Origin of the sequence: Nonomuraea purpurea, from assembly GCF_042650645.1 — a bacterium.
In the GTDB taxonomy this organism is placed as follows: domain Bacteria; phylum Actinomycetota; class Actinomycetes; order Streptosporangiales; family Streptosporangiaceae; genus Nonomuraea; species Nonomuraea purpurea.
The window spans coordinates 107,157-120,092 of the sequence record NZ_JBHSBI010000005.1 but is presented as its reverse complement, the minus strand read 5'-3'; the positions used below and the strand labels follow the sequence as shown (position 1 = coordinate 120,092).

Sequence of the window (12,936 nt, the reverse complement as noted above, 5' to 3'; positions counted from 1 at the left end):
CTCCCAGAAACGCGATGGTCGCGTGGGGCGGCTCATGGTCTCCTCCAACACTTACGGGATGCGCCCCAAGTCTCTCGGGTGGTCACCGGGGATGTCGAGGCACGGGGTGCGGGCCTTTGGCCTCTTCTCCCCTCGCGGAAGGCGGGAATGCCTACGGTGGCCCGTGAGGTTTCCCGTTTCGCCGCCAGTCGCCCGTTCGGAGGAATGGATTGAGCTCTCGCACCGTCTTCACAGGCGTCTCAGCGCTCCGCCCGCCCGGCCCCTGGCGAAGGACGCCGCGCGCCGACGAGGACCGGCGGCTTCCCGCGTCGCTTCACCTTCTGTGGCATACCTCACATCGTAACGCGCGTTCGCGTGAGAATCGTTCAAGCATTCGACACCGCCAGGGCGTCCTCCACGCCTGAGGAGAGCACATGAGCATCCGCTGGTCACTGGTCGTCCCGGTGAAGACGCTGGTCGCGGCGAAGACGCGGCTGGCCGCGGCGACGGGGCCGCATCGCACGAAGTTCGCCGTCGCCGTGGCCTGCGACACCGTGGCCGCGGCGCTCTCGTGTCCCGCCGTGGCCCGGGTGATCGTGGTGACGGCCGACCCGGCCGCGGCGGGGCCGCTGGGCGCGCTGGGGGCCGAGGTGGTGCATGACCCGGACCGCGGGCTGAACACCGCGCTGCGCACGGGGGCCGCCCATGCCGTACGGGTCGCGCCCGGCGACGGCGTGGGGGCGCTGCAGGCCGACCTGCCCGCCCTGCGGCCCGCCGAGCTGGCCGTGGCGCTGGAGGCGGCGGCCGAGTTCGACCAGTCGTTCGTGCCCGACGCGCTCGACGTCGGGACGACCTTCTACGGGGTGCGTCCCGGGCTTGTCTTCACGCCCAGGTTCGGCGGGGAGTCGCGGGCCAAGCACCTGGCCGGCGGGGCGAAGGAGCTGGGGGCGCCGGGGATCGACTCGGTGCGGCGGGACGTGGACACCCCCGACGACCTGCGCGCGGCCATCACCCTTGGGCTGGGCCCGCACACGGCGGCGGTGGTCGTGGAGCTCTGGCCGGACGCGTAGCCCCCGCGCCTGCGGTGGACCGCCGGACGCGGCCCCCTTACGCTGGTCTGCGTGCAGGCGACGGTACGCAGTTTCGACGAGGCCACCCGTTCCGGCACGGTCTTCCTCGACGACGGCACCGTGCTGGAGTTCGGCGCCCCCGCTTTCGACGCGGGCCCGCTGCGACTGCTGCGCACCGGGCAGCGGGTCAATCTCGCGATGTCCGGCGCCGAAATCACCTACATCACGCTCTCGACTTTCCCGGTTCCCGGCGCATGAATGCGCCACGCCCGGGCCGTTCGGCCCGGGCGTGGTAGGTCTGCTGGGTTTACTTCTTCTTGCCGATCTTCTTGCCGCCCTCGTTGACCTGATCCTTGAAATCAGAGCCGGGGCGGAACTTGGGCGCCCAGCTCTCCGCGACCTTGATTTCCGCACCAGTGGACGGATTTCTGGCCGTGCGAGCGGGCTTGTTCACCATCTCGAACGCGCCGAAGCCCGTGATCGAGACCTTGTCGCCGCTGGCCACAGCCTTCTGAATGGCGTCGAGGACGGCATTGACGGCCTCGCTGGCAGTCTTCTTGTCGCCGAACCGATCCGCGACGGCATCGACGAGTTCTCGCTTGTTCATGAAAGTTCTGCTCCCCCAGTTACGGCTCGGGGTTCCAGCTCACGAGTTCGACGTAGAAACCCCTTACGCGCTCGAAAGTAGGCTGGATTGCGGGGGAACTCAATCACCGAGCGTGTTTTCGCCCTCGCGTGGCGTGTCGAGAGCGGCAAAAAATGCCTCCAGCCGGACCGCGGCTCTTTCGGGATCGCGCTTGGCCAGATCGCAGATGGCCAGGTATCGGCGGGCGGCCCGCTCCTTCTCGGTGACGGGAAGCATGCGGACGCGGCGGTGCGCCTCGCGCAACCGCCGCGCCAGTTCGTCGTCTTCTAGACGGTCGTCGGCAGCCATGGCTGCCGACCATTCTCGTATGCCGCCACATCGTCGGCGTGACGCAGGGTCAGCCCGATGTCGTCCAGGCCCTCCATGAGCCGCCAGCGGGTGTAGTCGTCGATCTCGAACGGGACAGCCTCGCCGGCCCAGCGAACCTGGCGTTCGACCAGGTCGACGGTGACCTCCAGGGTCGGCTCCGCCTCGACGGCCGCCTGCAGCGCCTCGACCTTCTCGCCGGGCAGGATGACGGGCAGCAGGCCCATCTTGGTGGAGTTGTTGCGGAAGATATCGCCGAACCTGGCGGCGATCACGACGCGGAACCCGTACTGCTGCAGCGCCCAGACGGCGTGCTCGCGGGAGGATCCGGTGCCGAAGTCGGGGCCGGAGACGAGGATCGAGCCGCCCTCGTGGACGGGGTCGTTCAGGACGAACGTCGGGTCCTCGCGCCAGGCGGCGAACAGGCCCTTCTCGAAGCCGGTGCGGCTGACCTGCTTGAGCCAGACGGCCGGGATGATCTGGTCGGTGTCGACGTTGCTACGGCGCAGCGGCACCGCCGTACCGGTGTGGGTGGTGAAAGCGTCCATCGAAGTCTTCTCCCTTACAGGTCGGCCGGAGCGGTCAGGCGGCCGGTGACGGCGGTCGCGGCGGCGACCTGCGGCGAGACCAGGTGGGTGCGGCCACCCTTGCCCTGACGGCCCTCGAAGTTGCGGTTGGAGGTGGAGGCGCTGCGCTCGCCCGGCTTGAGCGTGTCGGGGTTCATGCCCAGGCACATCGAGCAGCCGGCCTCGCGCCACTCGGCGCCCGCGGCCTTGAACACCTCGTGCAGGCCCTCCTGCTCGGCCTGCGCCTTGACCAGCATCGAGCCGGGCACGATCAGCGTGCGGGTCTTCACCTGGCGGCCGCGCAGGACCTCGGCGGCCGAACGCAGGTCCTCGATGCGGCCGTTGGTGCACGAGCCGACGAACACCGTGTCGACCTCGATCTCGCGCAGCGGCGTGCCCGCGGTCAGGCCCATGTATTCCAGCGCCCGCTCGGCGGAAGAGCGCGCGACCGGGTCGGAGAAGCTCTCCGGGGCCGGGACGGACTCACCCAGCGGCAGCCCCTGCCCCGGGTTGGTGCCCCAGGTGACGTAGGGGGTCAGCGTCGTGGCGTCGATCTCCACGACCTTGTCGAAGACGGCGTCGTCGTCGGTGCGCAGCGACTTCCAGTATGCGACGGCCTGGTCCCACGCCTGGCCCTCGGGCGCGTGGGGGCGGCCCTTGAGGTAGGCGAACGTGGTCTCGTCCGGCGCGATCATGCCGGCGCGGGCGCCCGCCTCGATCGACATGTTGCAGACGGTCATGCGGCCCTCCATGGAGAGCTTGCGCACGGCCTCGCCCCGGTACTCGACGATGTAGCCCTGGCCGCCGCCGGTGCCGATCTTGGCGATGATGGCCAGGATCAGGTCTTTGGCGGTGACACCGGCGGGCAGTTCGCCGGAGACCTCGATGGCCATGGTCTTGGGCCGGTAGGCCGGCAGCGTCTGCGTGGCCAGCACGTGCTCGACCTCGGAGGTGCCGATGCCGAACGCGATGCCGCCGAACGCGCCGTGCGTCGAGGTGTGGGAGTCGCCGCAGACGATCGTCATGCCCGGCTGGGTCAGGCCGAACTGCGGGCCGATGATGTGCACCACGCCCTGACCGGCGTCGCCCATCGGGTGGAGCCTGATGCCGAACTCGGCGGCGTTCTTGCGCAGCGTTTCTACCTGGGTCTTGGACACCGGGTCGGAGATCGGGCCGAGCACGGTCGGCACGTTGTGGTCCTCGGTGGCGATCGTGAGGTCGGGCCTTCGCACCTTGCGGCCGGCGAGACGGAGCCCGTCGAACGCCTGCGGGCTGGTCACCTCGTGAATGAGGTGCAGGTCGATGTAGAGCAGGTCCGGTTCGCCCTCGGCGCGCCGTACTACGTGTCGCTCCCAGACCTTCTCTGCCAGTGTGCGGCCCATGATCTCCTCCTGGTTGTTCGCGATGCGCCGTCGCATCGCTCGCCGAGGCCCGGCCCCGCTGGTCGCCGCTCAGCGGCCGGTGCTCCCCGCGGGAGTCTGCCTCCGACTTGCCTTCTCATATGTCGAGACGGCAGTATCGGTGTATGGACAACTCTAGCGGAGTCGGAGTACTCGACAAGGCCGTTCTTGTACTCAATGCCCTGGAAGCGGGACCCGCTTCGTTGGCGCAGCTCGTCCAGGCCACCGGTCTGGCCCGGCCCACGGCCCACCGGCTGGCCGTCGCACTGGAGCACCACCGCATTGTGAGTCGTGACACGCAGGGCAGGTTCGTGCTCGGCCCGCGGCTTTCCGAGTTGTCCACCGCGGCCGGAGAAGACCGGCTGCTGGCGGTGGCCGCTCCCGTGTTGATGCAGCTCAGAGACCTGACCGGGGAGAGTGCCCAACTCTACCGCCGCCAGGGCGACGAGCGGGTCTGCGTGGCCGCGGCGGAGCGGGCCAGCGGCCTGCGCGACACCGTGCCCGTGGGTTCCGCGCTGCCGATGACGGCGGGCTCCGCCGCGCAGATCCTGCTGGCGTGGGAGGAGCCCGACCGGCTGCACCGCGGCCTGCGCGGCGCCAAGTTCACCGCCGCCACGCTCGCCTCCGTACGGCGCAGGGGGTGGGCCCACAGCGTGGGCGAGCGCGAGCAGGGCGTGGCGAGCGTCTCGGCGCCCATAAGGGGCAGCGGCGGCAAGGTGGTCGCGGCCGTGTCCGTCTCGGGACCCATCGAACGGCTCACCCGAGCGCCGGGGCGGCTGCACGCGGTGCCCGTGATGGCGGCGGCGGAAAGGATCACCGAGGCTATGCGCCGCACGTCATGATCCCGATGCGTCCCATGTCATGATCCCTTGGCCTGAAACAGGCATTCCCCACGTCATGATCGGCGAAAGGATGTATTTGGGGAGCCGACTGCCTCGCGGGCGCACTAGCCTGAGTGCGTGACAGATCGCATCGAGGTAGCCGCCACTGAGCTGCGACCCCTGCTCGAAGAGTTCATCCTGTGGGCGCGTGCGAACGCGCCCGGAAGCGACCCCGAGCTCGTGGGGCCCGCCGCTCTCTGGCACCGGCTCGCCTTCTCGCAGGATCTCGGCACCTGGAAGCGTGCCGACCTGCGTAATTTGCTGCTCGACCGTATGCCCAAGGTCGTGGAGGATCCCGACGCCGCCGCCGACGGGATGCTCCCGGCCGTGGACGCGTACCTGACGTTCCTCTCCCAGACCGGCAGGCTGACCGAGGGTTCCGACTCCCTCACCGATCTGCAGGCCGAGCTGGACGAGGTCGAGGACGAGTTCGTCGACCTCATGGAGGAGCTGCTCGAAGACGCCGAAGGCGGCGACGAGGACGAGGAGGAGGTCGGCGATCTGGGCGACTTCGAGCCGTTCGCCGACGAGCTGGCCGATCTCGACACGATCAGGCTGCGGCCCGACTCCGAGCTGGCCGCCGCGGCCCGCGAGGTGCCGCTGGTGGCCAAGGCCCGCGATCTGGCCCTGTGGGTGGGCTCGGGCCGCCGGGTGGGCGAGGACACCCTGCTGAGCGACGCCGAGGTGGAGGAGGCTCTGGTGGCCGTCGGGCTGCCCAAGCCCGACACCGACGGCCCGATCGCCGAGGTCGTCCCCTACCTGTGGAACATCTGGAACCTGGCCGTCGACCTGGAGTTCCTCGAACCCGGCGACGCCAACACGGTCGCGGTCCAGGACGACACCGCCGAGTGGCCGTTCGACGACGACGAGGACGTGCTCGACGCGTGGATGCTCGGCCTCCACTCGGTCGACTACGGCGACCCCGAGCTCGACGACGAGGACCTCACGATGGCCCTGGCGGGCCTGACGCGGGGAGTGCTCGTCAGGCTGCTGCTGGCCGGCGGCGCGCGCGAGATCGAAGAGCTGGCGCAGGAGCTGGCCGAGGCCGCCGCCGACCTCGACGAGCTGGGCTCCGACGCCTGGGAGGCGGTCGGCGACCCGCTGGCCTCCTCGATCGACTGGCTGGTCGGCTACGGCATGGTCGAGGTCGACGGCTCGACGCTGCGGCTCACGCCGCTGGGCACCGAGGGCGTCGTCCACCTGGTGGACGACGCCGACATCGAGGTCGACGCCAGGCCCGCGATCGAGTCCATGAGCGCCCACGAGCTGCTGGCGCTCAGCGCCGAGCTGCCGGAGGACGAGGCCGACGCCGAGTTCGCCGCCTGGATGCGGCTGCGTGAGCCGGGCAAGGCCGCCGAGGAGCTGCTGGAGGCGGCGGCCGAGGACGACAGCGACGCGCTCATCCGGGTGCAGGCGGCCAGCGTGGTCGGCACGCTCGGCCAGGACGCCATCCCGGCCTGGCAGGCGGCGCTCAAACAGCCCTCGCTGCGGCCCTACGCGGCCACGCATCTGAGCCAGTTGGAGATCGAGGGGGCGCCCGAGCCCACGCAGGACGACACCCACTGGCTGATCCTGGACATGTGGACGATCTCGGCTGGGCTGGGGCGGTCGGAGTTCGTGAGCAGCCTGCGCGACATCGGGCCCGAGATGGTCAGCAACCTGCTCGAAGTGATCTGGAAGATCCCCCACGCCCACGTGGAGGAGCTCCTCGACCTGATCTCCCAGGTCCACCCCGACAAACAAGTCGCCAAGGCGGCCAGGCGTGCGCTGTTCAAGGCGCGATCTGTTTAAAGTCCATCTTTTACGGCTCCGCACGGGAGGGCCCATCCACCGCACGTGGCTGGGCCCTGTCCAGGGGAACGCTCCTGCGGTTCACGGGGCCGGGCGCCGTGACGTGCGCGCTGTGGGCCTCCGACGTGGTGATCGCGCCCCGAGAAACGTCCGGCGGGAAACCGGTGGGAAAAAGCAAAACGCTCCGGGCCGTTAGGCGCCGGAGCGGTGTAGACGTAGTCCCGACCGGATTCGAACCGGCGCTACCGCCTTGAGAGGGCGGCGTCCTGGGCCACTAGACGACGGGACCTTCTGCGGGCTTGTGACAAGTGGTAGTCCCGACCGGATTCGAACCGGCGCTACCGCCTTGAGAGGGCGGCGTCCTGGGCCACTAGACGACGGGACCTTGTCCACAAGCTCGTGTGCCGGGGGGTTTCCTCCCTGGCGACGCCGGTAACTCTACCGCACCCCGCAGACCACAACCAAACCACTTACCGGCCCATCAGGTCGGGCCTGTGGTGGCGAACCCACTCGCCCATGCGTCCTCGTTCCCACTGCGCGTCGATCTCTCCGAGCGGGATCGTGACCTCCGGCCGGCCTGTCGCGGGGTCAACGGGGACGCGGGCCAGGCGGTCGCGCATCCAGCCGGGGATGCGCGGCGGCACTGTGCGCTCGCCCCAGCCGATGAGCCCCACCGAGCGCAGGGCCTGTGTGCGCACCCGCACGCCGCCGGGGCGGCCGATGCTGCGGGGGTTGGCGAGTTGGGTGTCGACGACGTCGATTCTGGTGATGTCGGGCCAGCGGAGCCGGACGTGGAAGCCGGCCGAGTCGCTCAGTTCCACCCCGTCGGGTGAGAAGCGGACGACCGTGCCGGCGGTGAGGCGGCGGTGTTTGACCGCGAGGACGCCGAACAGGACCGCGGTGGCCAGCGCGCCGATGAGGGCGCCGAGCGGGGTGCTGTTGGTGAAGATGGCGCCCAGGAGGAGGCAGACGACGAAGAAGAAGATCAGCGGGGCGAGGAACGGGGCGAGGAAGCGCGGGAAGCTGCCCGCGCGAATACGAAATTCATCCATGAAAAGAAGGGGGTTGGAGCGGTCAGTTGGTCAGGAGACCGCGACGATAGGCCTCGCCGACGGCGGCAGCACGGTCACGAACGTCGAGTTTGGCATAGATATGTAGCAGATGGGTCTTTATGCTGGCTTCGCTGATGAACAGGGTCGCCGCCGCCTCCCTGTTCGTCGCTCCCCCGGCGACCAGGCGCAACACTTCGAGTTCCCGCTTGCTCAGCCGTCCCCGAGCCGGCCGGCGCAGGGAATCGGCCAGGCGGCCGGCGACGGCGGGGGCGAGCACGGTCTCGCCCGCGTGGGTGGCCAGGACGGCGCGCACCAGTTCCTCAGGAGGGGCGTCCTTCAGCAGGTAGCCGCTGGCTCCCGCCTCGATCGCGGGCACGACGTCGGTGTCGAACGTGGTGAGCACCAGCACCCTCGGCCCCGTGCCGCTGAGCCTGCGGATGGCGCTGACGCCGTCCATGCCGGGCATGCGCAGGTCCATCAGGACGACGTCGGGCCGGAGCTCGGCGGACAGCCGGACGGCCTCGGCCCCGTCGGCGGCCTCCCCGACGACCTCGACGCCGGGCTCGCCGCCGAGGGCCGCGCGCAGCCCGTCGCGCACGATGGGGTGGTCGTCGGCTATCAGCAGCCTCACCCGTATTCCGTGCCCTCCGCGAGAGTCGTCCACGATTCAGCCTCTCATCGATCGCGGTGCGGCGTGGCGGCGGGGATGACGGGGACGGCGGCGGCCACGGCCGTGCCCCGGCCCGGCTCCGACTCGATCTCCAGGGTGCCGCCAACGCCGCGGGCCCGCTGCCGCATCCCGTCCAGTCCGAAGCCGTCAGCGGGCCGCTGCGGATTGAAACCCGCGCCGTCGTCGCGAATGTCCAGGAGAAGGATTTCGTCCGTGTACGACAGAGTCAGCCCCGCCCTGGTGGCCTTGGCATGTTTGGCGACGTTGGCCAGGGCCTCCTGGGCGACGCGGAACAGCGCGGCCTCCACGTCGGCGTCCAGGGCGACCGGCGTGCCCGTGATCTCCAGGGCGAGGGCCACGCCCGACGCCTTCGACCAGGAGCCGGCCATCCGGCTGATCGCCTCGGGAAGCTCGGTGTCCTCCAGCGGCTCAGGGCGCAGCCCGCGTACGGACCTGCGGGCCTCGGTCAGGCCGCGGCGGGCCAGCTCGGCGGCCTGGTCGAGGTGGTGGCGGAGCGCGGCGTCCTGGGCGACGCGGCCCGCGGCGTCGAGCTGGCCGATGAGGGCGACGAGGTCCTGCGCGACCGTGTCGTGGATCTCCCCCGCCACCCGGTGCCGTTCGTCCAGTGCGCCTGCGTGCCTGGCCTGGCCGAGGAGCCTGGCGTTCAGGTCGGCGTTCTCGGCCATGGCGGCGCGCAGACGCTCGACGAGGCGGCGGCGTTTGTCGTGCTCGGCGGAGACGTACCAGCCGGCCAGGACCAGCGGCAGGGCCACGCCGGCGATCACGGTGAGCACCGTGGACTGCGCCCCGGGCCCCGCCTGGGCGACCACGGTGACCACGGCGGTGAGCGTCACGCCCGCGATGACCAGCCGGGCGGGCAGCAGGGCGATCGCCAGCGGGTAGCCGATCGCGGCGAACACGACGAACGGCGCGCTCTTGAGGATCAGCGCCCCGGCGAGCGCGATCAGCACCAGGTAGTGGATCACCACGAGCCCGCGACGGCTGTCGCGGCGGGCGTAGAGCCAGGCGGTCGGCGCGAGCCACCCGGCGGCGGCCACGGCCAGCACGGGCCAGGACGGCAACGCCCGCGCGAGGCCCGCGGTCCCCTCTGGCACGCCGGAGACGGCGGCCACGATCGCGCAGACCGCGAGCAGTCCGTAGGCGAGGCCGGGGTAGACCAGGCGCTCGCGACCGTCGAACCAGCTCATGGGGCCAAGCCTGGCACGTCGTCAACCGATCGGTGGATGTCCGGCCTCAACCGCACGTCCTGCCACGTGGACGATGTGGCCCCCTGCCGACCTGGGCGAACATCGTCCCATGACCGATATGACCCGCAGAAACATGTTCCAGTACGCCGCCGTCACGGGCGCCGGAGCCGCCGGCGCCACCGCCGCCGCCAAGCCCAAGAAGGTGACCACGTTCGTCTTCGTGACCGGCGCCAACGGCGTGGCCGCGGGCGACTCCGAGCTGACGCTGCGCGGCCACCGCACCGTGGGCGTGAACCTGCCGGGCCACGGCCCCGAGGAGCAGTTCCACCTCGCCTACCAGGCGCCGCAGGACCTCGAGAAGCTGGCGACCATCCCCTCGCCCGTGACGGACGTCACGCTGGACGACTACGTCGAGGCCACGGTGAACGTCGTGCGCCGCGCCGCCGAACACGGCCCGGTGATCCTGGTGGGCGGCAGCCTGGGCGGAGCGACGATCACGAAGGTGGCCGACGAGGTGCCCGACCTGATCGACCGGCTGGTCTACGACGCGGCGTACTGCTGCACCAAGCTGCCCTCGCCCGCGCAATACCTGGAGACCCCCGAGGGCAAGCCGAGCCTGGCGACCGGCATCCTCGGCGGCCTGGTCGGCGACCCCCGCGTGCTCAAGGCGATCCGGGTCAACTGGCGCTCCAACGACAGGGCGTTCCTGGCCGCCGTCAAGGAGGCGTTCATGGCCGACGCCACCGACGGCGAACTGCTCGCGATGCTGAACTCGCTGCTGCCCGACGAGAGCCTGCTGGTCTCGAACGGCGACGCCAGGGGCAGCAAGAACGCATGGGGACGCGTGCCGAGGGTCTACATCAGGCACTCGAAGGACAGGGTGATCCCGCCCGCACTCCAGGACCGCATGATCAGGGAGGCGGACGCGGCGACGCCGGGCAACACGTTCAAGGTGTTCACGATCGAGGCCACGCACGCGCCGACGCCCAAGGCGTACCGTCAGATCACTCACATTCTGCACAAGCTCGCCAAATGAAAAAACGGATGTCTCCACTGGGGACATCCGTTCACTGCTGGGGTACCAGGACTCGAACCTAGACTAACTGAACCAGAATCAGTCGTGCTGCCAATTACACCATACCCCACCGTTACGCGGCCCTTGCGAAGCTGCGCTTGGCGACGTCGAAAAGAATAGCCCAGCTACGGGGGTAAGACCAAAACGATTGACCGGCGGGCCCTCCACAGCCCCCAGCACGGCCCGGGTCGTGCCAAGCTGATGGGGACAAAACACCATGTGGAGGAGCCCGAGCGTTGGTCGAGAACCCGTTCTTCGCCCCAAGTAGCCTGCCCTACGAGCTGCCGCCCTTCGCCGACATCCGCGAGGAGCACTTCACGCCTGCGTTCGAGCGCGGCATGGCCGAGCAACTGGCCGAGGTCGACGCGATCGCGAGCAGCGCGGAGCCGGCGAGCTTCGACAACACGATCGCGGCGCTCGAGCGATCGGGGCGGATCCTCGACCGTGCGGCCACGGTCTTCTTCACCGTCGCGGCGTCCAACTCCAGCGACGGCATCTTGGAGATCGAGAAGCAGATCTCCCCCCTGCTGACCAGGCACATGGACACCATCAGGCTCAACCGGGCCCTGTGGGGGCGGATCAAGCAGGTCAGCACGGAGGATCCTGAGGAGTCCTGGCTGCTGGAGAAGTACCGCGACGACTTCATCAGGGCCGGTGCCGACCTGTCGGAGTCGGAGCAGGACCGCCTGCGCGAGCTCAACCAGCAACTGTCGGCGCTCGCCACGGAGTTCGCGCAGAGCCTGCTGAGGGCGTCCAACGAGTCGGCGCTGGTCGTCGAGGACCCGGCGGAGCTCGACGGCTTCGACGAGGCCAGGATCGAGTCGCTGCGCAAGGACGGCACCTACGTCCTGCCGCTGCTCAACTTCACCGCCCAGCCCGCCCTGGCCCAGCTCACCAACCGCGACGTGCGCCGCAGGCTGTACGAGCTGAGCGTCGGCCGCGCCCCCGGCAACTTCGGGGTGGCGGCCAAGATGGCGGCGCTGCGGGCCGAACGGGCGGCGCTGCTCGGGTTCCCCACCCACGCCGCCTACATCGTGGCCGACCAGACGGCCAAGACCGTCGAGGCGGTCGAGGCGATGCTCGGCCAGCTCGTCGGCCCCGCCGTGCGCAACGCCCAGAAGGAGGCGCAGGAGCTGGCGGAGCAGGCCGGGTTCGACATCGAGCCGTGGGACTGGTCGCTCTACTCCGAGAAGGTGCGCCAGACCCGCTACGCCTTCGACGGCGCCGCCATGCGGCCCTACTTCGAGCTGAACCGGGTCTACCGCGACGGCATCTTCCACGCGGCCACCCGCCTGTACGGCATCACCTTCACCGAACGTCCCGACCTGCGCGGATACCACCCCGACGTGACGGTGTTCGAGGTGTTCGAACAGGACGGGAGCCGGCTCGGCCTGTTCCTGCTCGACCCGTACGCCAGACAGGGCAAGCGCGGCGGGGCCTGGATGAACAGCCTGGTCGACCAGTCCCACCTGTTCGGGCTGCGGCCGGTCGTGATGAACAACCTCAACGTCGCCAAGCCCGCCTCCGGGCCGACGCTGCTGACCTACGACGAGGTCAACACGGCCTTCCACGAGTTCGGGCACACGCTGCACGGACTGTTCTCCCAGGTGCGTTTCCCAAGGGTGTCCGGCACCAGCGTGCCGCGTGACTTCGTCGAGTACCCGTCCCAGGTCAACGAGATGTGGGTGACCTGGCCGGAGATCCTGGCCAACTACGCCAAGCACCACGAGACGGGCGAGCCGATGCCGGCCGACCTGGTGGACAAGCTGCAGGCGGCCGAGAAGTTCAACCAGGGCTTCAAGACCGTCGAATACCTGGCCGCGACGCTGCTCGACTGGGCCTGGCACAAGCTGCAGCCGGGCGAGAGCGTGGCCGACCCCGAGGCGTTCGAGGCGGCCGCGCTGGAGGCGGCCGGGATCGCCATCCCGCAGGTCAGGCCGCGTTACCGGACCAACTACTTCGCCCACGTCTTCGCCTCGACCGGCGGTTACAGCGCCGGCTACTACTCCTACATCTGGAGTGAGGTGCTCGACGCGGAGAGCGTGGAGTGGTTCAAGGAGAACGGGGGGCTGAGCAGGCAGAACGGCGATCACTTCCGTCGTGAGCTGCTGTCGCGGGGCGGGAGCGTCGACCCGCTGACCGCCTTCAGGAACTTCCGCGGGCGCGAGCCCAGCATCGAGCCCCTCCTCGTCCGCCGCGGACTGAACTGAACGAACCCGGAACCCTGGCCCGGCGCGTCCCCCGGGAACGGCACCGTGCCGCGGTGGACGAGCCAGGCCAGGGCGGGCGTCC

13 protein-coding genes and 3 tRNA genes are annotated in these 12,936 nt (G+C 70.0%); 6 read left to right on the top strand and 10 right to left on the bottom strand.

The annotated features are described in order from the left end of the window. Positions 1–413: 413 nt before the first annotated feature. Positions 414–1,049, top strand: a complete 636-nt coding sequence (gene cofC, locus ACFOY2_RS11805) for a 2-phospho-L-lactate guanylyltransferase (RefSeq protein ID WP_379528009.1) — start codon at positions 414–416, stop codon at positions 1,047–1,049. A 51-nt stretch (positions 1,050–1,100) separates the two neighbouring features. After that, a complete protein-coding gene (locus ACFOY2_RS11800; protein ID WP_379528008.1) occupies positions 1,101–1,307 on the top strand; it encodes a hypothetical protein in 207 nt (68 codons plus the stop codon). Between the two features lie 49 nt (positions 1,308–1,356). On the opposite strand, the gene ACFOY2_RS11795 is transcribed toward ACFOY2_RS11800, so the two are convergent. From ACFOY2_RS11795 to leuC, 4 genes are all read right to left on the bottom strand, one after another. Then, positions 1,357–1,656 carry an HU family DNA-binding protein gene (locus ACFOY2_RS11795; protein WP_379528007.1) on the bottom strand — a complete coding sequence of 100 codons (300 nt, stop codon included), beginning with the start codon at positions 1,654–1,656 and terminating at the stop codon, positions 1,357–1,359. A 99-nt stretch (positions 1,657–1,755) separates the two neighbouring features. Next, on the bottom strand, positions 1,756–1,983 hold the full coding sequence (locus tag ACFOY2_RS11790) for an SCO5555 family protein (RefSeq protein ID WP_357808716.1): 228 nt from the start codon (positions 1,981–1,983) through the stop codon (positions 1,756–1,758). After that, positions 1,962–2,549 (bottom strand): 3-isopropylmalate dehydratase small subunit, encoded by a 588-nt coding sequence (leuD, locus tag ACFOY2_RS11785; RefSeq protein WP_379528006.1) that lies wholly within the window; start codon positions 2,547–2,549, stop codon positions 1,962–1,964. The genes ACFOY2_RS11790 and leuD overlap by 22 nt, the downstream gene beginning before the upstream one ends. Positions 2,550–2,563: 14 nt before the next feature. Then, on the bottom strand, positions 2,564–3,949 hold the full coding sequence (gene leuC / locus ACFOY2_RS11780) for a 3-isopropylmalate dehydratase large subunit (RefSeq protein WP_379528298.1): 1,386 nt from the start codon (positions 3,947–3,949) through the stop codon (positions 2,564–2,566). A 143-nt stretch (positions 3,950–4,092) separates the two neighbouring features. On the opposite strand from leuC, the gene ACFOY2_RS11775 reads away from it, so the two are divergent. Both ACFOY2_RS11775 and ACFOY2_RS11770 read left to right on the top strand, forming a co-directional pair. After that, positions 4,093–4,809 carry an IclR family transcriptional regulator gene (locus ACFOY2_RS11775; protein WP_379528005.1) on the top strand — a complete coding sequence of 239 codons (717 nt, stop codon included), beginning with the start codon at positions 4,093–4,095 and terminating at the stop codon, positions 4,807–4,809. Positions 4,810–4,926: 117 nt separating this feature from the next. Continuing rightward, on the top strand, positions 4,927–6,639 hold the full coding sequence (locus ACFOY2_RS11770; RefSeq protein ID WP_379528004.1) for a hypothetical protein: 1,713 nt from the start codon (positions 4,927–4,929) through the stop codon (positions 6,637–6,639). 216 nt (positions 6,640–6,855) lie between these two features. On the opposite strand, the gene ACFOY2_RS11765 is transcribed toward ACFOY2_RS11770, so the two are convergent. The 5 genes from ACFOY2_RS11765 to ACFOY2_RS11745 form a co-directional block, all read right to left on the bottom strand. Beyond that, positions 6,856–6,928: transfer RNA gene (locus ACFOY2_RS11765), tRNA-Glu, on the bottom strand. 20 nt (positions 6,929–6,948) lie between these two features. Continuing rightward, positions 6,949–7,024: transfer RNA gene (locus ACFOY2_RS11760), tRNA-Glu, on the bottom strand. An 85-nt stretch (positions 7,025–7,109) separates the two neighbouring features. After that, entirely contained in the window at positions 7,110–7,691 is a 582-nt protein-coding gene (locus ACFOY2_RS11755) for a hypothetical protein (RefSeq protein WP_379528003.1), read from the bottom strand. 22 nt (positions 7,692–7,713) lie between these two features. Beyond that, positions 7,714–8,322 (bottom strand): response regulator, encoded by a 609-nt coding sequence (locus ACFOY2_RS11750; protein ID WP_379528002.1) that lies wholly within the window; start codon positions 8,320–8,322, stop codon positions 7,714–7,716. 44 nt (positions 8,323–8,366) lie between these two features. Beyond that, positions 8,367–9,569 carry a sensor histidine kinase gene (locus ACFOY2_RS11745; protein WP_379528001.1) on the bottom strand — a complete coding sequence of 401 codons (1,203 nt, stop codon included), beginning with the start codon at positions 9,567–9,569 and terminating at the stop codon, positions 8,367–8,369. Positions 9,570–9,678: 109 nt separating this feature from the next. Between ACFOY2_RS11745 and ACFOY2_RS11740 the strand changes: the two genes are divergently transcribed. Continuing rightward, on the top strand, positions 9,679–10,605 hold the full coding sequence (locus ACFOY2_RS11740; protein WP_379528000.1) for an alpha/beta fold hydrolase: 927 nt from the start codon (positions 9,679–9,681) through the stop codon (positions 10,603–10,605). Positions 10,606–10,642: 37 nt separating this feature from the next. Here the strand turns inward: ACFOY2_RS11740 and ACFOY2_RS11735 are convergent. After that, positions 10,643–10,714, bottom strand: a tRNA-Gln gene (locus ACFOY2_RS11735). 166 nt (positions 10,715–10,880) lie between these two features. On the opposite strand from ACFOY2_RS11735, the gene ACFOY2_RS11730 reads away from it, so the two are divergent. Next, positions 10,881–12,854: a M3 family metallopeptidase gene (locus ACFOY2_RS11730; protein ID WP_379527999.1), complete on the top strand. Its 1,974-nt coding sequence runs from the start codon at positions 10,881–10,883 to the stop codon at positions 12,852–12,854. Positions 12,855–12,936 lie beyond the last annotated feature (82 nt).

Coding starts and splice junctions, on each gene's coding strand:
- ACFOY2_RS11790 (WP_357808716.1), bottom strand. CDS start 1,983: ATGGCTGCCGACGACCGTCTAGAAGACGACGAACTGGCGCGGCGGTTG.
- ACFOY2_RS11755 (WP_379528003.1), bottom strand. CDS start 7,691: ATGGATGAATTTCGTATTCGCGCGGGCAGCTTCCCGCGCTTCCTCGCC.
- leuC (WP_379528298.1), bottom strand. CDS start 3,949: ATGGGCCGCACACTGGCAGAGAAGGTCTGGGAGCGACACGTAGTACGG.
- cofC (WP_379528009.1), top strand. CDS start 414: ATGAGCATCCGCTGGTCACTGGTCGTCCCGGTGAAGACGCTGGTCGCG.
- leuD (WP_379528006.1), bottom strand. CDS start 2,549: ATGGACGCTTTCACCACCCACACCGGTACGGCGGTGCCGCTGCGCCGT.
- ACFOY2_RS11775 (WP_379528005.1), top strand. CDS start 4,093: ATGGACAACTCTAGCGGAGTCGGAGTACTCGACAAGGCCGTTCTTGTA.
- ACFOY2_RS11795 (WP_379528007.1), bottom strand. CDS start 1,656: ATGAACAAGCGAGAACTCGTCGATGCCGTCGCGGATCGGTTCGGCGAC.
- ACFOY2_RS11740 (WP_379528000.1), top strand. CDS start 9,679: ATGACCGATATGACCCGCAGAAACATGTTCCAGTACGCCGCCGTCACG.
- ACFOY2_RS11745 (WP_379528001.1), bottom strand. CDS start 9,569: ATGAGCTGGTTCGACGGTCGCGAGCGCCTGGTCTACCCCGGCCTCGCC.